This window comes from Blastomonas sp. (assembly GCF_046294995.1).
GTDB lineage: Bacteria > Pseudomonadota > Alphaproteobacteria > Sphingomonadales > Sphingomonadaceae > Blastomonas.
Genome location: NZ_JBKBOG010000010.1, coordinates 51,191 through 77,965, shown reverse-complemented (window position 1 = coordinate 77,965; position 26,775 = coordinate 51,191). Strand labels below are relative to the sequence as shown.

General features: G+C 62.3%; 22 protein-coding genes and 1 tRNA gene. 11 read left to right on the top strand and 12 right to left on the bottom strand.

Annotated elements, in window-relative coordinates; translation table 11 throughout:
• Positions 1–10 precede the first annotated feature (10 nt).
• The 5 genes from ACK4R0_RS11975 to ACK4R0_RS11955 all read right to left on the bottom strand — a co-directional run bounded on the left by ACK4R0_RS11975 (position 11) and on the right by ACK4R0_RS11955 (position 6,240).
• Positions 11–2,257: a beta strand repeat-containing protein gene (locus tag ACK4R0_RS11975; RefSeq protein WP_409674169.1), complete on the bottom strand. Its 2,247-nt coding sequence runs from the start codon at positions 2,255–2,257 to the stop codon at positions 11–13.
• A gap of 70 nt (positions 2,258–2,327) precedes the next feature.
• Positions 2,328–3,965 carry a beta strand repeat-containing protein gene (locus ACK4R0_RS11970; RefSeq protein ID WP_409674168.1) on the bottom strand — a complete coding sequence of 546 codons (1,638 nt, stop codon included), beginning with the start codon at positions 3,963–3,965 and terminating at the stop codon, positions 2,328–2,330.
• 294 nt (positions 3,966–4,259) lie between these two features.
• Positions 4,260–5,249, bottom strand: a complete 990-nt coding sequence (locus tag ACK4R0_RS11965; protein WP_409674167.1) for a CsgG/HfaB family protein — start codon at positions 5,247–5,249, stop codon at positions 4,260–4,262.
• A 2-nt stretch (positions 5,250–5,251) separates the two neighbouring features.
• The gene (locus ACK4R0_RS11960) at positions 5,252–5,638 is read right to left on the bottom strand and encodes a curli assembly protein CsgF (RefSeq protein ID WP_409674166.1); all 387 of its coding nucleotides are present in this window, start codon (positions 5,636–5,638) and stop codon (positions 5,252–5,254) included.
• Between the two features lie 512 nt (positions 5,639–6,150).
• A tRNA-Ser gene (locus ACK4R0_RS11955) sits at positions 6,151–6,240 on the bottom strand.
• 251 nt (positions 6,241–6,491) lie between these two features.
• On the opposite strand from ACK4R0_RS11955, the gene ACK4R0_RS11950 reads away from it, so the two are divergent.
• Genes ACK4R0_RS11950 through mazG form a run of 10 tightly spaced genes read left to right on the top strand, consistent with a single transcriptional unit; the run spans position 6,492 to position 16,167 of the window.
• Positions 6,492–7,583 carry a lytic transglycosylase domain-containing protein gene (locus ACK4R0_RS11950; RefSeq protein WP_409674165.1) on the top strand — a complete coding sequence of 364 codons (1,092 nt, stop codon included), beginning with the start codon at positions 6,492–6,494 and terminating at the stop codon, positions 7,581–7,583.
• Between the two features lie 28 nt (positions 7,584–7,611).
• Positions 7,612–8,703, top strand: coding sequence for a septal ring lytic transglycosylase RlpA family protein (locus ACK4R0_RS11945; RefSeq protein ID WP_409674164.1), 1,092 nt, complete (start codon positions 7,612–7,614; stop codon positions 8,701–8,703).
• A gap of 54 nt (positions 8,704–8,757) precedes the next feature.
• Complete coding sequence (locus ACK4R0_RS11940; RefSeq protein WP_409674163.1) at positions 8,758–9,903, top strand: D-alanyl-D-alanine carboxypeptidase family protein; 1,146 nt, start codon at positions 8,758–8,760, stop codon at positions 9,901–9,903.
• A gap of 10 nt (positions 9,904–9,913) precedes the next feature.
• Positions 9,914–10,540, top strand: a complete 627-nt coding sequence (tmk, locus tag ACK4R0_RS11935) for a dTMP kinase (RefSeq protein ID WP_409674162.1) — start codon at positions 9,914–9,916, stop codon at positions 10,538–10,540.
• A gap of 4 nt (positions 10,541–10,544) precedes the next feature.
• Entirely contained in the window at positions 10,545–11,555 is a 1,011-nt protein-coding gene (locus ACK4R0_RS11930; RefSeq protein WP_409674161.1) for a DNA polymerase III subunit delta', read from the top strand.
• A gap of 53 nt (positions 11,556–11,608) precedes the next feature.
• Positions 11,609–13,171 carry a methionine--tRNA ligase gene (metG, locus tag ACK4R0_RS11925; RefSeq protein WP_409674160.1) on the top strand — a complete coding sequence of 521 codons (1,563 nt, stop codon included), beginning with the start codon at positions 11,609–11,611 and terminating at the stop codon, positions 13,169–13,171.
• Positions 13,171–13,950, top strand: a complete 780-nt coding sequence (locus tag ACK4R0_RS11920) for a TatD family hydrolase (RefSeq protein ID WP_409674159.1) — start codon at positions 13,171–13,173, stop codon at positions 13,948–13,950. The genes metG and ACK4R0_RS11920 overlap by 1 nt, the downstream gene beginning before the upstream one ends.
• Complete coding sequence (locus ACK4R0_RS11915; protein ID WP_409674158.1) at positions 13,947–14,723, top strand: MBL fold metallo-hydrolase; 777 nt, start codon at positions 13,947–13,949, stop codon at positions 14,721–14,723. The genes ACK4R0_RS11920 and ACK4R0_RS11915 overlap by 4 nt, the downstream gene beginning before the upstream one ends.
• Positions 14,723–15,331, top strand: a complete 609-nt coding sequence (locus tag ACK4R0_RS11910; RefSeq protein WP_409674157.1) for a TIGR02281 family clan AA aspartic protease — start codon at positions 14,723–14,725, stop codon at positions 15,329–15,331. The genes ACK4R0_RS11915 and ACK4R0_RS11910 overlap by 1 nt, the downstream gene beginning before the upstream one ends.
• Positions 15,332–15,375: 44 nt before the next feature.
• Positions 15,376–16,167 (top strand): nucleoside triphosphate pyrophosphohydrolase, encoded by a 792-nt coding sequence (gene mazG, locus ACK4R0_RS11905; protein WP_409674156.1) that lies wholly within the window; start codon positions 15,376–15,378, stop codon positions 16,165–16,167.
• Here the strand turns inward: mazG and hflX are convergent.
• From hflX to dusB, 7 genes are all read right to left on the bottom strand, one after another.
• The gene (hflX, locus tag ACK4R0_RS11900; RefSeq protein ID WP_409674155.1) at positions 16,162–17,469 is read right to left on the bottom strand and encodes a GTPase HflX; all 1,308 of its coding nucleotides are present in this window, start codon (positions 17,467–17,469) and stop codon (positions 16,162–16,164) included. The two genes, mazG and hflX, sit on opposite strands and share 6 nt — an antisense overlap.
• A 41-nt stretch (positions 17,470–17,510) precedes the next feature.
• Positions 17,511–18,041 (bottom strand): RNA chaperone Hfq, encoded by a 531-nt coding sequence (gene hfq / locus ACK4R0_RS11895; RefSeq protein WP_409674154.1) that lies wholly within the window; start codon positions 18,039–18,041, stop codon positions 17,511–17,513.
• A gap of 135 nt (positions 18,042–18,176) precedes the next feature.
• A complete protein-coding gene (locus ACK4R0_RS11890; protein WP_409674153.1) occupies positions 18,177–19,541 on the bottom strand; it encodes a sigma-54-dependent transcriptional regulator in 1,365 nt (454 codons plus the stop codon).
• 3 nt (positions 19,542–19,544) lie between these two features.
• Positions 19,545–21,812: an ATP-binding protein gene (locus ACK4R0_RS11885; RefSeq protein WP_409674152.1), complete on the bottom strand. Its 2,268-nt coding sequence runs from the start codon at positions 21,810–21,812 to the stop codon at positions 19,545–19,547.
• 180 nt (positions 21,813–21,992) lie between these two features.
• On the bottom strand, positions 21,993–23,396 hold the full coding sequence (locus tag ACK4R0_RS11880) for a sigma-54-dependent transcriptional regulator (protein WP_409674151.1): 1,404 nt from the start codon (positions 23,394–23,396) through the stop codon (positions 21,993–21,995).
• Positions 23,396–24,481, bottom strand: a complete 1,086-nt coding sequence (locus ACK4R0_RS11875; RefSeq protein WP_409674150.1) for a two-component system sensor histidine kinase NtrB — start codon at positions 24,479–24,481, stop codon at positions 23,396–23,398. The genes ACK4R0_RS11880 and ACK4R0_RS11875 overlap by 1 nt, the downstream gene beginning before the upstream one ends.
• Positions 24,481–25,488 (bottom strand): tRNA dihydrouridine synthase DusB, encoded by a 1,008-nt coding sequence (gene dusB, locus ACK4R0_RS11870; RefSeq protein ID WP_409674149.1) that lies wholly within the window; start codon positions 25,486–25,488, stop codon positions 24,481–24,483. Before dusB ends, ACK4R0_RS11875 begins: the two co-directional genes overlap by 1 nt.
• An 85-nt stretch (positions 25,489–25,573) precedes the next feature.
• Between dusB and ACK4R0_RS11865 the strand changes: the two genes are divergently transcribed.
• On the top strand, positions 25,574–26,770 hold the full coding sequence (locus ACK4R0_RS11865) for a bifunctional 2-C-methyl-D-erythritol 4-phosphate cytidylyltransferase/2-C-methyl-D-erythritol 2,4-cyclodiphosphate synthase (RefSeq protein WP_409674148.1): 1,197 nt from the start codon (positions 25,574–25,576) through the stop codon (positions 26,768–26,770).
• Positions 26,771–26,775: the final 5 nt, after the last annotated feature.

The following is a 26,775-nucleotide window of genomic DNA, read 5'->3' as shown; positions in this document are numbered from 1 at the left end:
ACGTTATGCCTTAGTTAACGCCAGGAATTCCCTGCGTAACCGTTGCCGTATTGTTGCTTCCCGACTGGGTCACAAACGAGTCATTGCCGCTAGAGAACTGCGAAACAGTGGCCGTGTTGCCGGTGCCGGTCTGGTCGATATCAGACAGGTTGTTGTCGCCTTCCTGCAGGAGGTTGGCTTCAAGCATGACGCCATCCTGTTCGATCAGCGAGCTGTTGAAGTTGCCCTGCTGATCGGCATAAGCGAAATTGCCGGCCGGGGTTGCATTCAGGCTGTTGGTCTGGGTGATGGTGCTGTCGTTGTTGTTGCCACCCTGGATCGAAGTCGCATCCATGTTGCGGCTGCCTGGGAGGCTGCCCGATGCGAACTGCGTGATCGAGCTGGTGTTGGCATCGCCAATCTGCTCGATCTGGGCACTTCCAAGCTGACCCGACTGCGTGATCAGCGCTACGTTGCTGTCGCCGATCTGATCGACGCCAGCCAGGCTCACGTCATTCGCATCACCGCTCGCGTTGTTAAAGCCCGACTGATTGACATCCGAGAGGTTGTCGTTGCCCGACTGGTTGACGTTGAGGTTGCCGCTCGATCCGCTCTGCGCTGCAAGCGAGACGTTACGGTCGCCCGACTGGTCGATCAGAGCTTCCTGACCATTGGTCTGGAAGTTATTGCCGTTGTTGCGGCCCTGGGTCAGTATCGACCGGTTGTCGTCGCCGCTCTGGAACACGCTGGCGTCCGAATTTACCGAGGTCTGCGTCACCGACGATTCGTTGCCCGAAGCGGACTGATCGACGAAGACGGTGCCGCCGGCATCATCCTGCTGCAGAACGGTCGACAGGTTATCGCTGCCTGCCTGCAGCACGGTTGCCGTGGCATTCGCACTGGTCTGCGTCACGCTCGACGTCAGATCGGTGCCGTCCTGGGTAACCGAAGCGGTGTTGTCGCCGGTCTGCGAAACATCGGATTCGTTGTCATTTCCGGTCTGCGTAACGGTCGCCAGCGAGTTGTCTCCGGTCTGCAAAACGAACGAGTCGTTCGACGGGAAACCGTTGGTCGCAATGTCGGCAGTCTGCGTAACGAACGCCGAAGAACCACCGCTCTGCGTGATGACCGACAGGTTGTCACCCTGGCCAACGCCGGGGCCACCCGATGCCGGATCGCCCGATTGAATGACGGTAGCCGATGCATTGTCGGCAGTCTGGGTCACGGTCGAACGGTTGTAGACACCTTCCTGCGATACGTCAGCAAACGCTTCAGCATTCTGTGTGACAGTCGACAGGTTGAGTTCGCCGGTCTGTGACACGATGGCATCAGCGCCATCGGCAGTCTGGGTCACGAACGAATCGTTGTTCGGCGGAGCCAGGCCATAGCCATTTTCGGTGCCGCTCTGCGTCACGGACGCGGAAGCTGCGCCCGACTGGTTCACATTCGAACGGTTTTCGCCACCCGTCTGCAAAACCTCTGCCGATGCACCCGGAGCGACAGCCGACTGGTTGATCGTCGAGACGTTGTTCTGGCCCTGCTGGCCAACCGTTGCTTCGTTATCCTGTCCGGTCTGGACGATCGTTGAGCTGTTGAACGTACCGTTCTGGTTGACGGTCGCGTCCTGCCGTGCAGGCTGGACGGCACTGTTCTGCTGGATGACCGAAGAGTTATCGTCGCCCAGCTGATTGACGTCTGCGCGGGTCAAACCAGCGCCGGCGCTGCCGCGCGATTCCTGCTGAATGGTCGAGCTGTTACGGTCGCCAAACTGGTCAACAGCTGCCCGGTTAAAGGAACCGGGATCCTGATCGACGGTGGAGAAGTTGTCTTCGCCGGTCTGATTGACGCCGGTGGAGACACCAGCAGGCGAACCGGAAAATGCAGCGCCAACGCCGTTGCTGTTGCCATTCTGATTGATCAACGAGCTGTTGCCGTCGCCGGTCTGGCTGACTTCGGCTTCGCTGGAAATGCCGGCCTGGTTGATGACGGAGGTGCTGTCACCTACCTGAGTGACCTCTGCTTCAAGGCGCTCACCGCTCTGGTTGACTGCAGAGGCAGCACCGTTGCCCGACTGCGTGACCTTGGCAAAGACCTGCCTGGATGCCGTCGTGTTGACGCCAGCCTGCTCAATGTCCGACGTGGCATTGCTGCCCGACTGAACGACGGTCGCGTTCGTGAATGCGCCACTCTGGTCGATAGTGGAGGTGTTGCTCTGCGCCAGCGCAGGCGCGGCGAGCAGTGCGATCGACGATACGCCGATCATAAGAAGCTTCTTCATATCGAAATTCCTTTAAATGCCAAAAATGTCCGGCGCTTCCAGGATAGGAAGCGCCGGGGCTTTTGAACGATCAGTTGATGACGCTGCCCTGGGTCACGACAGCCGTGTTGTTGTTGCCCGTCTGCATGATGTCGGACACATTGCCGTTCGACGACTGGGTGACAGTGGCCGAGTTCAGCGAACCGTTCTGCGTGATGTCGGACAGGTTGCCATCGCCCGACTGAGTGGCACTGGCGAAGTTGCCGAAGCCATCAACCGTTCCGGTCTGGATGATGTTGCTGGTGTTGCCCGCACCCGACTGGTTTGCCAACGCGGTGCTATTGAAGCCGTCCTGGCTTACGAACGAGGTGTTGTCGAAGCCCGACTGAGTCACGTCGGCTACATTTTCTGAGCGCTGACCACCTGCACCGGTCTGCACAATGGTGGAGGTCGAACCATCCGAGCCTACCAGCTGATCAACGAACGCCAGATCGTTGCGGCCGGTCTGCGTCACGACAGACTTCGTGCCGGTGCCAGCCTGCAGGATATCGGCCGAGTTGTTCAGGCCGGTCTGCGTGCTGACCGAGCTGTTGATGTTACCCGACTGCAGTACGATCAGCCTTTGACCAGCAGTACCCTGGAACGCATCCGAACCGTTGCCATTGCCGGTCTGGTCGATATCGGCATTGGCGGACTTGTTTTCCTGGACCAAATTGGAGGTGTTATCGTCGCCCACCTGGTTGACATTGGCAATCAGGCCGCCATCGGCGTTCCCGATGGTACCGAAGCCCTGGTCACGCTGGGTGATGTTCGACAGGTTGCCTTCGCCGTTCTGATTGACGATGGCGAGGAAGTTGTTTGATCCATCGTTGTTGAAGGTCTGCGTGATATTCGACGTGCTGGCACCGTTCTGGGTGACGATCGCATCTTGCGTGACCGAAGCCTCGCCGGCAGCGGTCTGAGTAATGTTCGACGTCGCACCATTGCGCTGGTTCACCGAAGCGAACAGATCGCCAGAGTCATCGCCCGAAGCAGTCTGACTGATGTCGGAGGTCGAGCCGCTGAGCTGGGTCACATTGGCAGTCAGTCCGATGGCATTGGCGCCCGAAGCGGTCTGCTGAATGTCCGACCAAGAGCTGTTCTGGTTGACGGTTGCAAAGATATTGCGAGCGCCTGGGTTCTGAGCCACCTGAACGATATTCGAATCAGCATCACCGGTCTGAGTAACATTGGTGCGGATGCTGCCGGTGAATCCGGGGCCCATCGCGTCCTGGTCGATGTTCGAGAAGTTGTCGGCACCAGTCTGCGTGACGTTACCCACCAGATTGAAACCGGGAGCGACAGCATTCTGGTTGACGATGGATTCGTTGTCGGTTCCGTTCTGCGAGACCGTCGATTCAGGATCTTCCGGCAGATTGATCGAGTTGTTGGTCGAAGCGTCAACCTGGGTGATCGTCGACTTATTGCCCGATCCAGTCTGGGTCACGAATGCGCCTGCACCAAGCGAATCCTGGTCGATCGTCGACACGTTGCCCGATCCGGTCTGGCCGACACTGGCGACGTTGCCGTTGCCGTCCTGGTCGATGTCGGAGGTGTTGCTGCCGACCTGAGCGACAGTGGCGCCGTTGCCGTTGCCAAGCTGGTTAATGTCGGAAATGCTCTGCGCCATGGCAGGAGCGGCGAACATCAGCGCAAGCGCCGAGACGGAGGTGTAGATGGAGGTCTTCATGGTTGATAATCCTCTTTCGAAGGGTCATAACCATGCTGCTCCGAAAGCAGACTGCGATCGGGGTCAGCATGATTGTTTCACACGCACTCATTGTTGTCACGCTCACGCATCGGAGTTGCACCTCCGATGCGTGAGTTTTGTCAGGCTTTGTTAAATCGCCGAATACCGCCTGACCGGCTCCAGCTCTCTTTCGCGATCCTCGGGTTTCCAAGCCATTCTGAACACTCAGCCTGGCCTACGACCCTGTTTTTGCTGATCGCCGTGCGCAAGGCACGAACGATCAGGGAAAAAATCTCAGTCCGCTTGCGGACTCCCCTTATTTTGATCCCCGTTTTTGCGAGTTTCCTTGACTTTCATTGGGGTCAGGTTGCGAGCCTTTTCTTCGGCACGCTGAACCTGACCCGGAGTGAACAGGCCATCGCGCTCCTGCTGGTACTGCAGCAGTTTTGCCATGCCAGCATTGCGGTCGGCGAAGTCCCAAAGCTTGAGTTCCACGCCTTCCATCACCAGCGCATAGACCGCCTTTTCGATGGCCTGCTGCAACGCGAGTTGATCGGGCTCGTTGGTGGTGAAGCCGGCTTCGGCCTCCAGCAACTCGCGGAATGCGACGAACTTGAAAGCGCTGGCACCCATCGACTGGGACGCGATCGTCTTCGACGCTGTAACAGTGGTCAGGACTTCGCCTGTGCGCACGGACACAGCCCGCAGATAAACCGTCACCGTGTCCTGGCGATATTCGGTGCGAGCACCGATCCCCAGAAAGGCTGCACCGGCGCCGCCCGTCAACGTGTTGGTGTCATAACCGATCACGCCGCCCTCAAGCAGCACGCCGGCGAACAGCAAGGCGGGGAGGGCATCCGGGTTGACCGCGCGTTCGCCCAGATAGCGCTCGCGCATCTCGCGAATGATCTGCCGTTCGTTGAGCAGGTTCTTGAGGTTCTCACGCTCGACGATTGTAAACCACGAACGGTCGCCCACATCCTGCAGTGCCTTGACCAGCACCGACGCGCCGCCCTGGCTGACCGCCCGCGACAGGGTCTGGCCAGTTGCACTCGGCTTGAACTGCCCGGTCTGGTCGGTGAAATTGTAAACCGCAACCGCGACCTGGCGAGACGGCGCCGGAATACCCCGCAGCAGATTCTGCGTCTGCGTAGCGTTGGGCAGATAGGCGTAACTGGTGGTCTCGGGAATGGCGGCCTTGCCGCTACCACCGACGGTGGTGCAGCCCGCAATCAGGATGGTCGTCATCAACGCCACAACACGTATGGTTTTGCCCCCCATCATGATCAGTTCACATCGATAAAAGTTGGAACGACAATGACGGTTTGTTCACCGGTATCATCGTTGATGATGGTGATGGTAACTTCGGTCAGTGACCGGATGAAATTCACCGTCTGGCCCCCAAAGCTGATCGTCCCGCTCTCCTGGGGATTATCGCCAAAGATGGCGGTGACGATTTGCGAGGAAAGCGCCGACAAAAGCCGCGACTGCAACTGGCGAGCGAAAATGTCCGCCTGCGACGAGTTTCTGCTAGACGTGGGGTTGGTGAAATCATTCTGAGCGTTGGCAATGCCAAGCAAGTGATTGGAATTGAACGGGTTTCCGCCGAAGCTAGGGTTGACAGGCTGGTAGACGAGGTCTTGGGCCGAAGCGGTAGCGCCTATCGGAACCATGGTCCAACAACCTGCCAACAAGGTTGCAACGGCAACCCTGGCAGCACCTTTACACGAGTGCACAATGTATCTCCTGCTGTCTGCCCCGCGAGCTTTGCGCCCATCAACTGGCTAAAAATTTTGCGACTCGATTTTTGTTAAGGCAACCTTAAGGTGGATTGATGAAGCGTAAAATAATGCAAAACGACTATATAATTCATTCATAGCGGCCTTGGCTCCAAACAGAAGAACGCCGATTTTTCAACCAGATGTCCAGCAACCCCAGCAATTCCGCCACTTTCAACGTGTCAGGTGCATGGAATGCATGGTTGCTGAGCAACGCCTCGACCCCCTGGATTCCTGACACGGATTTTACATTTTGTCCGGTTATGACACAGAAATCAGAAGAGCGGTTAAGGTAGAGTTGTCAGCCTCCATGTCAAAACATGGTTACTGGCACGCTGCGGATCAAGCAATTTGTTGGGAAATATCGATTTTTCAAAGTGTGAGGTTGCACCTACAGGGCTACCACCTGGCGGAAGAGGTGGGATTCGAACCCACGGAGAGCTTGCACCCTCGCCGGTTTTCAAGACCGGTTCCTTAAACCACTCGGACACTCTTCCTTCGGCAGCGGGCGTTGGCGCGATCGTGGGGATCGGCGCGGTCCGTGCGGCGCGTTTCCTAGCGAAGGCGGCATAGTCTGAAAAGCGAAACTTCCAAATCTGGCCGTGTGCGCATGGCGGAGCTGCGGCTGCGGTGGCAACATGCAGCATCGCCCCACCGGCCAAGCGTGGCAGGGCCGGGGTGGGCGGGGGATGTTCGCTCTTTCCCCCACGATGCTTTGTGTGGCACAACGCGCGATTGGGAGTATCGCATGGTTTTCAATATCGTACAAAGACTTGGGTCGCGTCTGATGGTCGCGGCGGGGACAGCGGCGCTGCTGGCGTGCGGATCGCCCAGCACCGCGCAGCGCGAAATCGTTCAGCCTCTGCCCGGCGTCAATACCGCGCAGGCGCAGGGTTTTGCCAGCTATCTCGACACCGTTGCCGCCCGAGCCCGCCGCGAAGGCGTGTCGCAGCGCACGATCGACAGCGTTCTGCCCTCGCTGGGCTTCGATGAAAGCGTGGCTGCGCTTGACCGGCGTTTCGCGCCGACGCCCGCCGGCCAGTCCTTCCCGTCGTTCGGACCTGAAATGGCCAAGCGGATCAATGCCGCCAAGATCCGGCAGGGACAGAAGGTCTATGCCGACGAGGCTGCGCGCCTGGTCGCGATCGAACAGCAGACCGGCGTTCCGGCCTCGATCATGGTTTCGATCTTCGGGCATGAGACGAGCTATGGCACGATCATGGGCAATACCGATCTGCCACGCGCGCTGGCGACGCTGGCGTACGAGGGGCGCCGGCGCGATCTGTTCGAGGGCGAACTGATCGCGGTGCTCAAGATGATCGACAAGGGCGTTCCTCGATCGGTGCTGCGCGGCAGCTATGCCGGCGCGTTCGGCTATCCGCAGTTCCTGCCTTCGGTGTATCTCAAGCTTGCCAAGGATGGCGACGGCGACGGCAAGGCGGAAATCTGGTCGAGCCGGGCCGATGCTTTTGCGTCGATCGCCAATTACATGGTCGCTGCAGGATGGCGGCGCGGCGAGCCCTGGGGCTTTGCGGTCGCTGTCCCGTCCACCCTCGATGTCAACGCCATCGCCAACCGCGAAAGGGTGACCAAGTGCGCCCGTGCGGTCGAGCGGCACAGCGAATGGAAAACCATGCGCGAATGGAAGGCGTTGGGCGTCTATCCGGCAGGCGGCGTCTGGCCTGCCGATGACAAGGTGCAGGCATCGCTGCTGATCACGCCGGGTCTGGATGCGACCGGTTATCTGTTGACCCGCAACTACCGGGCGATACTGGATTACAACTGTTCCAATTATTACGCGATGTCGGTCGGCTTGCTGGCCGATGGCGTCCGCAACTGACGGACGCAGTCACGAAGGGGGATCGGCAATGAAGACGGTGATGATCGCAAGCCTGGGGGCTGCGCTGCTCCTGACCGGTTGCGGCGGGGGTAGCAGCGTCAGCCGCAGCCTCGACACCGCGCCGCCCGCAGTCGCAGGCTCGGTCGCCGATTATCCGGTAAAGCTGGGCGAGCCGTATGTGATGGACGGGATCACCTATACGCCGAGCGATGCCTACAACTATGACGAGACCGGCCATGCCAGCTGGTACGGCAAGGAACTGGAGGGACGCAACACGTCCAACGGCGAGCCTTTTAATCCCGATGCGATCACTGGCGCACACCGCACGCTGCCATTGCCAAGCTATGTCGAAGTCACGGCTCTGGACAGCGGCAAGACCATCCTGGTCCGGCTCAACGACCGCGGACCGTCTTCGGCGTCGCGGCTGATCGACCTGTCGCACGGCGCAGCCAAGCAGCTGGGCGTGGAGGGCCAGGGTTCGTTTGCGGTGCGGGTCCGCAGGGTCAATCCACCAGAACGCGAACGTGCGGTGTTGCGCGCGGGCAAGCCGGTAGCAATGCGAATGGAGACGCCTGAATCGCTGCTCGTGCCACTGCGGCGCAGGCTGGACGACAAGGTCAAACCGGCAGGCGTTGCTAGCGCAGCAACTGCTGCCCCTGTTTCCAGCAATACAGCCCTGCCGAAGGCGGGCAAGATTGAAAAGCCCGGCCCCATTGCACCCGGCGCTCCCAGCAAGGATGGCTTTGTCGTCGAAGGGCAGGGCGACCGCCCCAATATGGTCGAGAACAGCACGGGCGATAATCGCGCCACGCCCGAAGCGCCGAAGGCTTCGTCCACCCCCGCGGCCGCGCCAACCACTCCTCCCGCACCAAAGCCCGCTGCGGCTCCGAAGTCCTCAGCGGCATCCTATTTCGTTCAGGTCGGCGCATTTTCGACCAGGGCTCGGGCCGATGCGCTGGCGAGCAAGATCGGCGCAAACGTGCAGCCGACCGGCGATGGCAAGGTTTTTCGTGTCCGTTATGGCCCCTATGCCGATAGCCAGGCCGCACAACAGGGTCTTACGCTGGCGAAGCGGAATGGCTATCAGGGGGCTCGAATCCAGCAGGCCCCCGGTCGCTGACAACAAGGGCCACAGAACGGCCCGCCCCCCTTTGATCAAAACCATGGGAAACAGATGAAAACCCCGCTTATCGGTCTTGCCGTTTTATCGTTGCTGGCGACCCCGCTGGCAGCCGCCGCGCCCAGCTATGTGTCAGAGGCGCCGATTGCCTTCATGACCGACATGTCATCGGGCGCGGTCCTGTTCTCGCGCGATGCAGACCGGCAGATTCCCCCGGCGTCGATGGCCAAGATGATGACCGTCTATGTGGCGTTCGATCTGCTCAAAAAGGGTGAACTCAAGCTCGACCAGACGATGACGGTGTCTCCCGACACGTGGCGCAAATGGAACAACCAGGGGTCCAGCATGTTTCTGGCGGTCGGCAGCCAGGTGAGCGTTGGCGATCTTCTCGATGGCATCGTCACGCTATCGGGGAACGACGCCTGCGTCGTGCTAGCCGAGGGCATCGCCGGGTCCGAAGAAGCGTTCGTCGACATGATGAACAAGAAGGCCAGGGAAATCGGCCTTTCCAACAGCCGCTTCGGCAACAGCAACGGTTGGCCGGACGAAGGCGTCACCCAGGTGACCGCGCGCGATCTGGCGCAGCTTGCGTCGGCGACGATCCGCAACCACCCCTCGCTGTACAAGCGTTTCTATTCCAAGGGCAGCTTCACCTGGAACGGCATCACCCAGCCCAACCGCGATCCGCTGCTGGGCAAGGTCGATGGCGCCGATGGTCTCAAGACGGGGCACACCGAAGAGGCTGGATACGGCTTTACCGGCTCTGCCGAACAGAACGGCCGCAGGCTGGTGATGGTGGTCGCGGGATTGACCAGCTATAACGGCCGCATCGATGAATCGGTGCGGTTCATGAACTGGGGCTTCCGCTCGTGGAAGTCGGTGCCGTTGTTCGCCAAGGGCCGCAAGGTCGATACCGCGCCGGTCCAGTTGGGCAGCGCACGCGAACTGTCGCTCGTCGCGCCGCGCGATCTGGCGCTGACGCTGCCGCGCACCGCTGATACCGACAAGGTGACCCTCAAGGTGGTCTATCAGGGACCGCTCAAGGCGCCGATCGCCAAGGGCCAGCAGGTCGCGACGCTGGTTGTCTCCGCGCCCGACATGGAGCGGCAGGTGATGCCGCTGGTCGCAGGCGAAGCGGTGGAAGAAGCCGGTTTCTTCGGCCGACTGTGGGCGGGCATCCTCTCGTTCTTCGGAGCCTGAGGCCGCCGATATGCGCGGGCGCTTCATCTCGATCGAAGGTGGCGAGGCGGTCGGTAAATCGACACAGATCAGGCTGCTCGCCGACGCGCTGAAAGCATCGGGGCGTTCGGTCACCGTGACGCGCGAGCCTGGCGGCACCGACAGCGCCGAGGCGATCCGCGCGTTGCTGCTCGAAGGCGGGGCCGACCGGTGGAATGTGCGCAGCGAAGCGCTGTTGTTCGCGGCCGCCCGCGCAGACCATGTCGCGCGGCTGATCCGTCCTGCGGTCGAAGCTGGAGGGTGGGTCCTTTCCGACCGCTTCCTCGACAGCAGCAGGGCCTATCAAGGCGTCGCCGGAGGTCTGGGCGATGACGCGATCCTCGATCTGCACCGCTTTGGTTCGCAAGGGTTTCTGCCCGATCGCACGTTGCTGCTTGAGCTTCCCGCAGACGAGGCAGCACGGCGCGCGACAGTGCGCGACGGGGGGACAAGCGATCGTATAGGCGGTCGCGATGCGGCGTATCACGCGGCGGTCGCACAGGCATTCCGCACCTTCGCTGCAGACCATCCCGATCGGTTTTGCCTGATCGACGCAAGCGGAGACAGCGCTGCCGTCCACGCCCGCATCTGGCACTCCATCGGGCCTATGCTGGCATGACGTCATGAATGCATCCGACGCGCAGTGGATGGGCCACGCGGCACCCGAAACCACGCTTTTGCGGGCGTTTCAGTCACGCAGACTGCACCATGGCTGGTTGCTGGCGGGGCCCGAAGGCATCGGCAAGCGCAGCTTTGCGCTCGCTGCCGCCGCGCATCTGCTGACCCGCGAACCCAGCTTTGCCGCCGACCACTTTGCAGGGGACATGGACGGCGCGGAAGGCCGGCTGCTGGTGCAACGCAAGCACCCCGACTGCCATTACATCACGCTTGGTCCGCAGAACGACAAGGAAGCGCGCAAGGCCGAAGACGGCAAGCCTTACGACCTGGCGCGCAACATCAAGGTCGATCAGATCCGGTCCTTGCAAAAACGCCTGACGGTGCGGCCAAGCCTGGCCGAACGCCGGGTGATCATCTTCGATTCGGCCGACCTGCTCGAGCGCGGCGCGGCCAATGCCCTGCTCAAGAGCCTCGAGGAGCCGCCTGCGGATACGGTTTTCCTGCTGATCGCGCACAATCCCGGGCGGCTGCTGCCGACGATACGCTCGCGCTGCCTGGTGCTCGACTTTCCGGCGTTGAGCGATATCGACATGGCCGAAGCGCTGCGCGCCGCACGGCCCGAGCTTCCCGACGCCGAAATCGCCGCATTGGTGCGGCTGGGGCAGGGGGCACCCGGCCAGGCGCTCAACTTCGCCGGGCTCGATATGGCGAAGATCGACGCGCTGCTCGCCGAGATCGCCGATCACGGCGATTCAAGCCACCGCGCGCGGATCGCGCTCGGCGCGATGGTGGCCAACAAGGCAAACCGCGAGCGATTTCAGGCGCTACTCCATTATGCGCCGCGGTTCGCAGCGCATCGGATCCGTAGCTTGCGCGATGACCGCCTCCCGGGCGCAATCCAGGCATGGCAGGAAATCGGCGGGCTGGCCTCACGCGCGATGCTGCTCAATCTGGATGCGGCTGCGGTCGCGTTTCAAATTGGCGGGTTGCTGGCTCGGCTGGCCCCGCCTAGATAGGCGTCAACCGGCCATTGCGGCCACCACCCGAACGAACGGCAGACCACACCGCCATGGGCGAACCCTATTACATCACCACCGCGATCAGCTATCCCAATGGCCGCCCGCATATCGGCCATGCCTATGAGGCGATCGCCGCCGACGTCATCGCACGCTTCCAGCGGTTGAACGGTCGCGATGTCCGCTTCCAGACCGGGACCGACGTCCATGGCCTCAAGATGCTGCAAAAAGCGCGCGAGCTGGATACCACGCCGCGTGCGCTGGCCGACGAAATGTCGCAACATTTCAAGGATATGTGCGACAGGCTTGATGTCAGCTACGACCGTTTCATCCAGACATCGGAAGACGATCACCACCGCGCCAGCCAGGCCTTGTGGAGCGCGATGGAAGCCAATGGCGACCTGTATCTTGATCGTTACGAAGGCTGGTACTCGGTCCGCGACGAGGCTTATTACGCCGAGGACGAACTGATCGACGACGGGCAGGGGGGCAAGCAGTCGCCGCAGGGCACGCCGGTCGAATGGACAGTCGAGGAAAGCTGGTTCTTCAAGCTCGACGCCTATCAGGACAAGTTGCTCGCGCTGTATGAGGAACATCCCGAATTCCTGCAGCCCGACAGCCGGCGCAACGAGATCGTCAGCTTCGTCAAGTCGGGCCTGCGCCCGCTTTCGATCTCGCGCACCAGCTTCGATTGGGGCGTCAAGGTTCCCGGCAGCGACGGGCATGTGATGTACGTCTGGGTCGACGCGCTGACCAACTATCTTACCGGCCTGGGCTATCCCGACGAGACCGATCTGATGGCCAAGCACTGGCCCGCCGATTTGCACCTGATCGGCAAGGATATCGTCCGCTTCCATGCGGTATACTGGCCAGCGTTCCTGATGAGCGCGGGAATTGCGGTCCCCAAGCAGGTGTTCGGGCACGGCTTTCTGCTCAACAAGGGCGAGAAAATGTCGAAATCGGTCGGCAATGTCGTCGATCCGTTCGCGCTCGCCGACGCCTTCGGGGTCGACCAGCTGCGCTACTTCCTGCTGCGCGAAGTGAGCTTCGGACAGGATGGCAGCTATTCGCCGCAAGCCATTGCAATGCGGTCGAATGCCGATCTGTCCAACAGCTTCGGCAATCTGGCGCAGCGCATCCTGAGCTTCATCGCGAAGAACCTCGATGGCTATCTGCCTGCGATCCATGGCCACCACTCCGCCGATACCGCGCTGTTCGAGGTGCTGACTGACGCGTTGCAGACCGAAATGCCCAAGGCGTTCGAGGACCTGTCGCTGTCGCAAGGGATAGAAGCGTGGATGCGCGCGGTGTTCGCCTGCAATGCCTATGTCGACGAACAGGCGCCCTGGGCGCTCAAGAAGACCGATCCCGAGCGGATGCACACCGTACTCGCGACGTTGTACATCGCCATCGCGCAACTCTCGATCGCGATTTCGCCGGTGATCCCCGGCAGCGCCAAGGCGCTGGTCGACCATATGGGCGTGCCGGACGAGGTGCGTTCGCTGGCGAAGATGGGGTCCCACTGGTACTCGTCTCTGGCCGAGAGCGGCTATCAGGTCGGCGTGCCCAAGCCACTGTTCCCGCGCATCGATCTGCCTGCCGAAGACGCCGAGTGATGCTGGTCGATTCGCACTGCCATCTGAACTACAAGGGCATGGCCGAGCAGCAGGATGTGCTGCTCGAACGCGCGCGCGCATCGGGCGTTACCGCGATGCTCAACATCTCAACCCGCGCCAGCGAATGGGACGCGGTCACCGCGACCGCGCATCGCGAGGAGGATGTCTGGGCGAGCATCGGCATCCACCCGCATGAAGCCGATGCGCATGCCGATATCGACACCGCGCGGCTCGTCACGCGCGCGGAAGCCGACGACCGGGTGATCGGCATCGGTGAAACCGGGCTCGATTACTTCTACGACCATTCCGACCGCGAACAGCAGCGCCGCAGCTTCATCGCGCACATCGCCGCGTCGCGCGCCACCGGGTTGCCGCTGATCATCCACACCCGCGATGCCGAGGACGATACCGCCGCGATCCTGGCCGACGAAATGGGGAAGGGGGCCTTCCCCGCGCTGATCCACTGTTTTACCGCCAGCGCAGCTTTCGCTGCCAAGGTTCTGGATATGGGGCTTTATATCTCGATCTCGGGCATAGTGACCTTCAAGAACGCCAAGGACCTGCAGGCAGTGGCGCGCGATATTCCGGCGGACCGGTTGCTAGTGGAAACCGATGCACCGTTTCTTGCGCCGGTTCCGCACCGCGGCAAGCAGGGTGAGCCCGCGTTCGTGGCCGATACCGCGCGCTGTGTCGCGGGCTTGCGCGAAGAACCGTACGAGCAGCTGTGCGAGACGACCTCGCAGAACTTCTATCGCCTGTTCGACCGGGCGCGCCCGTGAAGGCGGTCCTGCTGGGATCGGGCACCTCTGGAGGCGTGCCGCGGATCGGCAACGACTGGGGAGCGTGCGACCCCGGCAACCCGCGCAACCGGCGCTCGCGAGTCTCGATGATCGTCGAACATGCCGGCCAGCGCATCCTGATCGATACCTCGCCCGATCTGCGCAATCAGCTGCTCGCGGAGGACATCGGCGCGATCGATGCGGTGATCTGGACCCACGACCATGCCGATCACAGCCATGGCATCGACGATCTGCGCGCGCTGTTCCACAACAGCCGCAAGCCATTGCCGGGTTTCGGACGAAGCTATACGATGCAAAGTCTTGTCAGCCGGTTTGACTATGTCTTCGCAGGCGGCGACGGATATCCTTCGATCGTTCGAGCGCATGACCTGGCAGACGATCAATCGATCAGCGGCATCCGCGTCCGCTGCGTCGACCAGCCCCATGGACCTGTTGGCTCCACCGGCCTGCGGTTCGACGATGACGGCATGTCGGTCGTATATGCAACGGATTTCAGTGCGATAACCGACGACATGGTGGCGCTCTATGAAGGATGCGACCTGCTGGTCACCGACTGCCTGCGGTATGACAAGCACCCGACGCACGCGAACCTTGCCATGGCAATAGAGCTCGCACGGCGTTGCCATGCGCGGCATACCGTGTTGACCCATATGGACAAGAGCCTGGACTATGCGGTGCTTTGCGCCGAGTTACCCGACGACATCGAGCCGGGTTATGACGGGCTGATCATCGATCTTGCGGAATTGGCGTAATGGGTGACACCGCCAGCCTGATCTACAGCCTGCTGCTGCTCGTCCTGGTGGGCAGCGCCTTGGTGTCACGCAGTCTGCCGATCGGCCAGACGCTGAAGATGGCGCTCGGCTGGGTCGGGATTTTCGCGCTGATTTTCCTGCTGGTGAGCTTCCGCCCGGAACTGAAACTGGTCTGGGAGCGCATCACCGGCGACCTCGGCGTTGGCGGCCAGCCTGCGATCACCGGGGCGCCGACGACATTGCGCAAGGGCGACGACGGACATTTCTGGGTCAATGGACAAGTCAACGGCACGTCGGTGCGCTTCATGGTGGATAGCGGCGCGAGCTATACGGCGTTGTCGGCCGACGCTGCCCGCCGTGCGGGTGTCGAGCCCGATGCGTTGTCGATGAAGGTCGTCCTCAACACCGCCAATGGTATCGTGGAGGCCGACCGCGCAACCGCCGCAACGTTGCAGATCGGGTCGCTGGCGATGACGGATCACGCGGTTGTCGTTTCGTCAGCGTTCGGCGATACCAATGTGCTGGGGATGAACTTTCTGTCGGCGCTGCAAAGCTGGCGGGTCGAGGGCGACAGCATGATCCTGGTGCCGCAGCCCCCCTCAGGCTGAAACAGGAATAATTTAACATAATATATATTATCGGACTTACAGATATGGCATTCCAGATCGACCCACCCGCCTCGCGTCCCGAAGCAGCCGCGCCGCTCGATCGTCTTGTGGCGATCATGGCGCGATTGCGCGATCCGCACAGCGGCTGTCCATGGGATGTCGCGCAGACATTTGCGACGATCGCACCATACACCATCGAGGAAGCCTATGAGGTTGCCGACGCCATAGAGCGTGACGACATGGCGGCGCTCAAGGATGAACTTGGCGACCTGTTACTTCAGGTCGTGTTTCACAGCCGCATGGCCGAGGAAGCCGGCGATTTCGCTATCGGCGACGTCATAACGTCGATCAGCGACAAGATGGTCCGTCGCCATCCGCACATCTTTGCAGACCAGTCGGTCGAGCAATGGGATTGGGAGACGATCAAGGCCGAAGAACGCAGCGATGCCGGATCATCCAGCGCGATGGATGGCGTGGCATCGGCGCTCCCGGCACTGATGCGCGCGCAGAAATTGCAGAAGCGCGCCGCACGCACCGGGTTCGACTGGCCCGATGTCATCGGCGCGGTCGAGAAGATCGGCGAGGAAATCGAGGAACTGCTCGAGGCTGAAACCGAAGCAGAACGTATCGACGAAGCCGGAGACCTGCTGTTCGCCGCGGTCAACGTCGTCCGTCACATGGGCGTCAGCGCCGAGGATGCTCTGCGTACCGCCAACGCCAAGTTCGAGCGTCGGTTTCGGGCGATGGAAGCCGATGCTGGCGATGCGTTCGCCGGGCTGTCGCTCGACGAAAAAGAAGACCTCTGGCAGCGCGTGAAAAGGACCGCGCCGTTATAAGGCGCTGAAACGGCCCCAGTCCTTGTCCGACATCCGCACCGAAAGCGCCAACTGATCGCCCTCCTCGTGGGTTTCGAGCACCTCGCCATGCGCGTGCAGCCAGGCGATCTTCTGGCCATCGTGCCGCGCCAGAGTGACGGCATGAACCCGGTGCCCGATTACCAGGGCGTTCGATGCCATGCGCAGCAACGCCGACACCCCCTCCCCGGTCAACGCGGAGATCGGGCAGATGGTGCGATCATCCGGCGCAGTTTCAAGAAGGTGCGCACGCGCATCCTCGTCGAGAATATCCCATTTGTTCCACGCCTCGATCATCGGCACGGCAAGCCCCTGCCCGGCCAGCACCGGATCGAAATCGAGGCCGAGGTCGGTCAGGATCGCCTCGACCGATTCTCCCTGCATCTGTGCCTCGGGGTGCGCCATGTCGCGAACGTGGATGACCAGATCGGCCGAGAGCACCTCTTCGAGCGTCGCCCGGAACGCCGCGACCAGTTCGGTCGGCAGATCCGAGACGAAACCAACGGTATCGGAAAGGATGACCTTCTCGACACCATCGAGCCGGATCGCGCGCATCGTCGGGTCGAGCGTCGCAAACAGAAGGTCTTCGGCCATCACATCGGCATGGGTCAGCCGGTTGAACAGCGTCGATTTGCCCGCGTTGGTATAGCCCACCAGCGCGATCACCGGCCAAGGCGCCTTCTGCCGGCGTTCGCGGTGCAATCCGCGGGTGCGCTTCACCTGCTCGAGCTCGCGGCGCAACTTCGCCATACGATCCCGGATCATCCGGCGGTCGGCCTCAATCTGGGTTTCGCCCGGACCGCCCAGAAAACCGAAGCCGCCGCGCTGGCGTTCAAGGTGGGTCCAGCTGCGCACCAGCCTGCCTGCCTGATAATCAAGATGTGCGAGTTCGACCTGCAATCGGCCTTCGGCAGTTGCAGCGCGCTCGCCGAAAATCTCGAGGATAAGCCCGGTCCGGTCGATGACCTTGACCTTGAGCCGCTCTTCCAGATTGCGCTGCTGGATCGCAGACAGGCTGCCATCGACGATCAGCAGCTCGGCATCCTCGTCTTCCAGGCTGGCAGCGATGATATCGACCTGGCCGCCGCCGAACAGTGTTGCCGGCCGCGCAGTGCGGATGCGGAACGCGTGCGACGCCTTTACCGAAATACCGATCGCCAGCGCAAGGCCGCGCGCCTCCTCGAGCCGAGCGTCGGAATCGATCGCGCCGCGTCGGCCAAGGTCGGGATAGGCAATAACCGCGCGGGTACCGCGTACGAAATCAAGAGCGTGAGGGTCGTTCAAACTTCAATATATTCCTTTTGCACGGCCCCCAGATCGGAAATTCAATCGTTCTCGGATTCGGCATCGCCCCAATCGCCGGTCAGATCGACCGGAGCGTTTGGCTGTACGGTGGAAACCGCGTGCTTGTAGGCCAACTGGGCCATGCCCTCGCGTTCCAGCAGCATGCAAAACAGGTCATAGGCCGCGACCTTGCCCTGGAGCATCACGCCGTTGATCAGGAACATCGTCACCGGGACGCCGGTTTCCTGCACCGTCCGCAGGAACACTTCCTGCAGGTTGCGGTTCTTCGCGTTCTTGGCCCCCATCAATCCCGAAAAAATGCCGAGATCGATCGGTTGCGCCGGCATAACGGTCGAAATCGCGTGCTTGTAGACGAGCTGCGACTGTCCATCGCGCCGCAGCATCACCGAAAAATTGTCGAACCAGGTCACGATGCCCTGAAGCTTGACGCCCTTGACCAGAAACATGGTGACGGGAATTTTCGATTTTCTAAGCGAATTCAGGAAAACATCCTGAATGTTTTGAGCCTTTTCGGTCATTTTTGACCCCCGGTCTTGGTGATGACGTTGCATCACGGTTCATGAAAAGCCTGCCCGCAATAACCCGAACCGGCTGCGGCGCACGGCCACTCACCATACATAGTGCTGAACCGCCACCGCGCCAATGGGCAGATTGCGGCTTTTGACGTTTCTGCAGGTTGCGTCCGATCAGCGGTCGTGCAGTCCCAGCAGCTTGAGTTTGCGGTGCAATGCCGAGCGCTCCATCCCGATGAACTCGGCGGTCTTGGAGATATTCCCGGAAAACCGCCGGATCTGGATTTTGAGATACTCGCGCTCGAAGCTTTCGCGGGCTTCGCGCAATGGCACCCCCATCAGGCTCGATATTCCCGCCGCGCGGCCGCCATCCCCCTGCACCAGTTCGGGCGGCAGCATGTCGACGTCGATCCGCGCCAGCCTGCCGCGCGGCGCCAGGATGATCGTGCGTTCGACAACATTGCGGAGCTGGCGGACATTGCCCGGCCAGTTGTAGCTCTGCAGCGCGGCGATCGCCTCGCTGCTGGTCTCGGGCGGCTTGATGCCGTGCTCGCTCGCAAACCGGGCCACGTAATGCTCGACCAGCGGTGGTATGTCGTCACGGCGCTCGGTCAGCGCCGGAATTTCGACGGGCACCACATTCAGCCGATAGAACAGGTCTTCGCGGAACCGCCCTTCGGCGATCTCGTGCTCGAGATTGCGCGAGGTTGCCGAGACGAACCGGACATCGACCTTGATCGGACGCGTCGATCCCACGCGCGAAAAGCTCTGATCGGTCAGCACGCGCAGGATCTTGGCCTGGGTGGATTCGGGCATGTCAGCGACTTCATCGAGGAACAAAGTGCCGCCATGCGCGCGCTCGAGCAGGCCCGCGGTCGCCGACTTGCCCTGGTCCTCCTCGCCGAACAGTTCCTGTTCGAACCGGTCGGGCGTCATCCGCGCCGAGTTGACGGTGACGAAGGGTCCGGACGCTCTGCCGCTCCAGCTGTGCAGCAACCGTGCCGCCACTTCCTTGCCCACGCCTGCAGGTCCTGTGATCAGCAGGCGGCTGCCGCTGTTGGCGACGCGCTTGAGCGTGGCGCGGACCGCGTTGATCGCGCTCGAGCTTCCGGTCAGCTCGTCCGATATGCCGAGTTTCTCGCGCAACTGCGCGTTCTCGCGTCGCAGCCGCGCGGTTTCGGTTCCGCGCGCGACCATATGGATCAGCCGCTCGGCCTCGAACGGCTTTTCGATGAAATCCATCGCCCCTCGAGAAATTGCGGACACTGCAGTGTCGATGTTGCCGTGGCCGGAGAAGATAATCACCGGCAGGTCGGCATCGCGCGACTTGATTTCATCGAGCAGTTCCAGCCCGTCGAGCTTGCTGCCCTTGAGCCAGACATCGAGCAGGACCAGCGACGGCCTGCGCTCGTCGATCGCCGCGAGCGCGGCATCGCTGCCACCTGCGGTGCGACAGCTATAGCCCTCATCCTCCAGCACGCCCGAGACGAGGTCCCGGATGTCGCGTTCATCGTCTACGATCAGGATTTCCAAAGGCATGACTTAATTGCTTTCCTCGTCGTGTGCCGTGCGGGTCAGTTCGCTTTGCCGGTTTACGGGTTTCGTGCCGATGACGTTGCTGCGGTCAGCCCCGCTGCGGCGTGCTTCTGCGATAGTGCTATCGGCGTCCTGCAGCGCGCTGCCGCGCAGCAACGCGACGTCGAGCCGAATGATGACCCGGGTGCCGCCAGTGTCGTTGGATTCGAACGCCAGATCGCCGAAATGCTCTTCGACGATCTTCTTGACGATCGCGAGCCCCAGCCCGGTGCCCTTCTCGCGCGTCGTCATGTACGGCTCGACGATGCGGTCACGGTCCGCTGGCAGTCCGATGCCGTTGTCGTCGAGCGTCAGCACCAGAAACTGGTCCTGGCGCCTGACGGTGGCGATGACCACGCCCTTGTGCGCCTCATCGCATTGCCGCGCCTCGATCGCTTCGACCGCGTTCTTGAGAATGTTGGTGACTGCCTGGCCGATCTGGCGCCGGTCGCAATGAACATCGCTGCCCTCGTGCGAACCTTCGGCGGAAAAGCGGATGGCGGGGTGCGCCACTTCCTGCAGGAAGATCGCCTGGCGGACCAGGTCGAAGAAATTCTCCTCGCGAAACACCGGCTTGGGCATCCGTGCGAACGACGAGAATTCGTCGACCATGTTGCGAAGATCGCCGACCTGCCGCACGATGGTATCGGTGAGCTGGCCGAACGTCGGATCGTCCTCGCTGACCTTGCTCGCATAGCGGCGCTTGAGGCGCTCGGCGGCAAGCTGGATCGGGGTCAGCGGGTTCTTGATTTCGTGCGCGATGCGGCGGGCGACATCGGACCACGCCGCCTGGCGCTGATCGACCAGCTGCTGGGTGATGTCCTCGAAGGTAATCACCATGCCATAAGGCTCGCGCACCGCGCGCACCGCCAAGGTCAGCAGATCGTTGCCGCGCGAATACTGGATCACGGCCTTCTCGGTTCCGTCCGCCACCAGCCGCGCGAAGGGCGGCGCGATGCTCGACAAAGTGCAGCCAAGGCATTGTGCGGTATCGACCTGCAGCAGCCGCTGGGCGGTGCTGTTCATCAACCGCACCATCCCCATCGGATCGACCGAGATCACCCCGGCGCTGACCGATTCCAGCACCGCCTCGGTAAACGCACGGCGATCGTCGAGCTGGCTGTTGGCGCGGATCAGCGCGGACGTCTGCTCGGACAGGCGGCTCGCCATCCGGTTGAACGCCCGGCCCAGCACGCCGACCTCGTCGGTGCGGTTGGCGGTATCGACCCGGGTGGCGAAGTTGCCGGTGCTGATGTCGCGCGCCGCGCTCGCCATATCGGTCAGCGGCCGCACCATACGGTCGGCGAACTTCAACGCCGCCCACAAGGCCACCGCCACCAGCAGCAGCGACACGACGAACAGCGCGATGTTGAACTGGATCTGCAGGTTCTGTGACCGCGAGAACAGCGCCTTGTAGTCGGAAAGCACCGTCTGTGCGCGTTCCCACTGGCTCAAGGCCAGCTGGTTGGACGCGCGTGCGACATAGAGGTAGACCCGCGCCTCCTTGTCGAGTTGGGTGACGACTTCGATCCGGTCGGACTCGGCGGAGACAACTGCGCTTTCCCCGGCCTCCAGCTGGCGGACGATGGCCGGGGTCACACGGTCGGACGAGGTGCGATTGTCCGGATCAACGATCGCCGCGGTGCGAATAACGCCATCTTCGCCGATCTCGACGATCGCGGATTCGTTCATTTTTCGCCCGACGACCTGGAAGATATAAGCCTCGGCAAATTCGGGGCTGTCGATGCGTGTCTGCTGAAGATACTCGCGCAGATCGCTTGCCATCGCGACGGTTTCGGCAGCGACATCGCGCCGGCCTTCCTCATAATACCCACGCGCAAGATCGTTGGCGTTCTCCAGCATCCCGCGCGCCCGGTCCGAAAACCAGAACTCGACGCCATATTGGAACAGCAGCGAGGTGATCACGACGACCAGCAGCATCGGGATCGACGAAATCAGCGAAAACAGCGCGACGAAGCGCACGTGGAGTCGGCCTGTGCCTTCCTCGCCGCTGGCATTGGCGCGCCGGATAGCGACGCGCCTGCCAATCAGCGCCAGCAGCGCCATTGCGGGAATGAGATTGCCGACAAGCAGACTCGCGGTGACCGGCGCCGGCACCATCACCTGCCGCCCCTGATAGGAGCCGACGAGCCACCACGAAAACCCCATCAGGGTCACGAGCAGTACGACGCAGCCGATTTCCAGCGCAGGAAACAGGCTGCCTTTGCGCATCATGACGGCATATCGGCGCGCAAGCCGGCTTGTTCGGGGCTGAGGGAGGACGGTCGACGAGGCCATAGTGGTCAGTTTACAACAGGTGCGTTGCCAGAATACAAGGCCTTTCCGTCATCCTGACGGTTTGTCAGCTTACACCCGACCCACTTCAACGCAAGACGGACGTCAGAGCGGTCAGGCTCACACGTTCGCCAATCCGTGTTCGACCAGCTTTTTCCGCAGCGTGTTGCGGTTGATCCCCAGCATTGCGGCCGCCTTCACCTGATTGCCCTCGCACTGGCGCATGATCGATTGCAGCAGCGGGATCTCGAATGCTGCCAGCGCGCGATCGTAGACTGCGCCATGCTCGGGCCTCTCGGTGAGCAAAAACCGGCTGACCGCCTGATCGAAATCGCTTTCTTCCCGCCGGGTATCGCCGCCAAGCGCGGGCTCATCGAAGATGCCGCCGAGTGCTTCGGCGGTGATCATGTCGTCCCGGCTCATGATAACCGCGCGAAACACCAGATTGCGCAGCTCGCGCACGTTGCCGCGCCAGTTGCGGCGTTGCATCGCGGCGATCGCGCTGTCGTTGAAGGTGCGCCGGGGCAAGCCCTCGTGCACTGCCAGCGCCAGAAAGTGCTCCACCAGTGCCGGGATGTCGCTCAACCGCTCGCGCAATGGCGGCAGCTCGATCGGGACGACGTTGATCCGGTAATACAGATCCTCGCGGAACAGGCCCGCTTCGATCAGCGGTCCGAACGGCTTGTTGGTCGCCGCGACGAACCGCACGTCGAGCTCGATTTCGCGGTGACCGCCGACGCGGGTGATCCGCCCCGTCTGCAGCGTGCGCAGCAGCCGGGTCTGCGCCTGCATCGGCATGTCACCGATTTCATCGAGAAACAGCGTGCCGCCATGCGCCTGTTCGAACTTGCCGATCGTCTGCGCCACCGCGCCCGTGAACGCGCCCTTTTCATGCCCGAACAGTTCGGATTCGATCAGTTCGGCGGGGATTGCGGCCATGTTGACCGCGACGAACGGCCCCTGTTTGCGATGGCCCAATTGGTGGATCGCCTCGGCGACCAGCTCCTTGCCGGTGCCGGATTCGCCCAGGATCAGCACCGACAGATCGTTGCGCAGCACGCGGGTGATCATCCGGTACACGGTCTGCATCGGCGCGCTGCGTCCGACCAGAGGCATGCCGCTGTCGGCGGGATCGGCATCGAGCATTCCGCTCGTTTCGCCGCTGCGCGCGATCGCCTGCAGTACCGCGCGGATCAGCTCGTCCAGATCGAACGGCTTGGGGAAATATTCGTAAGCTCCGGCTTCGCTGGCGCGCACCGCGGTATCGAGCGTGTTTTGAGCCGAAAGCACGATCACCGGCGTATCCGGGTGCTGATCGATCACGGTGCCAAGCGTGGCAATGCCGTCACCATCCTCGAGCATGACATCGGTCAGGATCGCGGCGTAGCGCTTGGCGGCGATCAGCGTGTTGCGCTTGGCAATCGAGGTGCAGTGGTCCACCGCGCAGCCTTCGGCTTCGAGCGCGGCCATGATCACCTGACTGATCGCGCGATCGTCTTCGACCAACAGGACCGATTTTGCCATTATGCCTGGTTCTCCTGATCGGCCAGCGGCAGGAACAGCCGGAATTTGGTGAGGCCCTGCTGCACATCGCGCTCGTGGACGATCCGGCCGTTCATGTCGCGCACCAGTTTCTGTACCAGTGCGAGGCCAAGCCCCTGCCCTGTCTTCTTGGTGGTGACGAACGGCGAGAAGATATCCTCCGCAATGTCCGCATCGATGCCCGGGCCGTTGTCGCTCACCCGAACTTCCACCGGCAGGCGGATATAGCTGTCATCGCGCGACAGCCTGAGGCGCACCCCAGATACGAACTTGGTGGTCAGCGTGATACAGGCATCCTCCTGCCCTTCCATCGCCTCGCGCGCGTTGGTAATCAGGTTGAGCAACACCTGTACCAGATTGTCGACATCGGACAGAACGGGCGGGATCGAGGGATCGAACTGCTCGACGAACCGGACCGATCCGGGATGCGCGGTCTCTACGATCTCACGTACCCGCGCCAGCGGCTCGTAGATGTTGCACGGGCGCACCGGCGCGGCGGTGCGCCGGGTCAGCGACTGCATCTGGTCGATCAGCAGAGCAATCCGATCGACCTCTGCGGTGATCAGGCCGGAAAGCCGCCTGCCTGCCCCGTCGAGCTGGCGCTCGATCAGCTGCGCCGCCCCTTTGATTGCGGCGAGCGGGTTCTTGATCTCGTGCGCCAGAATGTCAGGCCCGCGCACCGCAAAACCTTCGGCAGAAGGCTCGCTGTCGAACAGCGGCGATCCGGCACCCGATTCATTGAGCACAAGCAGCTGCCACCCGTCGCCCACCGGACTGAGCGAGATATCGACCTTGCGCACGCTGTTGCGGCCGATTTCTACGCGCATGCCATGCGCTGCAAGATTGGTATCGGGCTGGTCGAGCGCGAGCCCGATCCGCGCGTCGTCGAACCGCAGGAATTCGGACAACGGCCTGCCGATCAGTCGCCTTGCGCTCTGTTCGAGCATGTTTTCCGCCGCCGCATTGGCCGCTGCTATCGACCGATCGGCGCGCAGCATGACCACCGCCATCGGCAGGCTCTGCAATTGTGCGGCGGCGTCAGGGACCACTCCGGCCAGATCCGCCATCAGGCTGCGGCGCGGCGCAGCCAGGGGCGATAGAACTCTCCGAGCATCGCGACCACGGTATCGGGGTTGTCGATCTGGTTCATCTTGTTGCGCAGCTCGGCCGAGCCCGGCAGGCCCTTGGTATACCAGCCCAGATGCTTGCGCGCCATCTTGACGCCGGTGTCAGCCCCGTAATGCTCCAGCATCGCATGGTAATGCTCGATGATGACATGGTACTGCTCGTCCAGATCAGGATCGGGCAGCATTTCGCCGGTGCGCAGCGCATGCATCACCTGCCCCAGCAGCCAGGGTCGGCCATAGGCGCCGCGCCCGATCATGACGCCATCTGCGCCGCTCTGCTCGAGCGCGGTGCGCGCATCCTCGACGCTGCAGATGTCGCCGTTGACGATGACCGGCAGCTTCACCGCCGCCTTGACCCTGGCGACAAACCCCCAGTCGGCGCTGCCCTTGTACATCTGGTTGCGGGTGCGGCCGTGAACCGTGATCATTTGCGCGCCCAGATCCTCGGCGATCCGCGCGAGTTCGGGCGCGTTGAGGCTGTCATGGCACCAGCCCATGCGCATCTTGACCGTCACCGGCACCTTGACCGCCTTGACCGTCGCCTCGATCAACGCGGCAGCGAGCGGCAGGTCGCGCATCAGCGCCGAGCCTGCATCGCCATTGACCACCTTCTTGACCGGGCAGCCCATGTTGATGTCGATGATCGCAGCGCCGCGATCCTCGTTGAGCTTGGCAGCTTCGGCCATCTGCTTCGGCCCGCAACCGGCAAGCTGCATCGACACCGGTTCTTCGACCGCGTGCCAGGCCGCCTTTTGCAGCGATTGGCGCGTCTCGCGGATCATCGCTTCGCTTGCGATCATTTCGGTGACGTTGAGCCCCGAGCCATAGCGCCGCACCAGGGTGCGGAACGGCATGTCGGTCACGCCCGTCATCGGCGCGAGCAGAACCGGCTCGTCGATCTGGAGCGGACCGATCTGGATCGGCTTGAGGGTGGGAGCGTGGGTCATGATGATGTGTGCCTAATATTTAGGCAGCCCCATAATCGCAAAGCGACTGGCGGGCAAGCGGCACTTGGTCTATTGCCCGCGCCCGATGCATCATGCGACACCCAGCCCTTCCAGCGACACGCCCCGCATCGCCGCGCTGATCGTGGCGGCGGGCAAAGGCCTGCGCGCTGGCGGCAACGTGCCCAAGCAGTTTGCAGAGTTTTCCGGCAAGCCGTTGCTGCGGCACAGCGTCGAGGCGTTTGCCGCGCGGGATGCCGAGCCGCGGATATTCGTGGTCGTCGGTGATGGCCAGCAGGCGTTGGCACAGGCTGCGCTTGCCGGGATCGAGGGCGTCGTCTTCGTCACCGGTGGCGCGGAGCGCAGTGACTCCGTTCGGCTGGGCCTGCTGGCGCTCGCCGCCAGCGGTGATGTCGACCGGGTGTTCATCCATGATGCTGCCCGCCCGGTGCTGCCTGCCGACGTTCTCGATCGGCTGAACGCTGCACTCGATAGCGCTCCCGGCGCGGTGCCGGTACTCCCTGTCGTCGACAGCATCGCGCGGGGCGCCGACGGCGTGATCGAAGCCGCAGTCGAGCGGGCCAATCTGTGGCGCATCCAGACTCCGCAAGCGTTTCACTTCGACGCCATTCTCGCCGCACACCTCGCGTGGTCGCCGACCAAGGTCGCTACCGACGACAGCCAGGTTGCGCGCGCGCACGGTCTTGCGGTCGCACTGGTCGAGGGCGACGAAGCGCTCGCCAAGATCACTTTTGCCGAGGATTTTTCCGTGTCGCATGCCCCAGCCCCGATGCCTGCCCCGTTGATGGTCCGCACCGGAATGGGCTATGACGTCCACCGTCTGGTCAGCGGCGAGGAACTGTGGCTGGGCGGCATCAGGATCGAGCATGACAAGGGCCTGTCCGGGCACAGCGATGCCGATGTCGCGCTGCATGCGATCACCGACGCGTTGCTCGGCGCGATGGCGCTCGGCGACATCGGCGAGCACTTCCCGCCCAGCGATCCGCAATGGCGTGGGGCGGACTCGGCGCAATTTCTGGCGCACGCGGCATCATTGGTTAGGGCAAAAGGTGGCCAGATCGCCAATATCGATCTGACGATCATCTGCGAGGAACCGAAAATCGGCCCGCACAAAGCTTCCATTCAGCAACGCATCGCCAAGATACTGGCGTTGCACCCGGACCGGGTCGGGGTGAAAGCCACCACGACCGAACGGCTTGGTTTTACCGGGCGCGGCGAAGGCATTGCCGCGCAGGCGGTGGCCAGCGTGATGGTCACCGGTTGATTTAG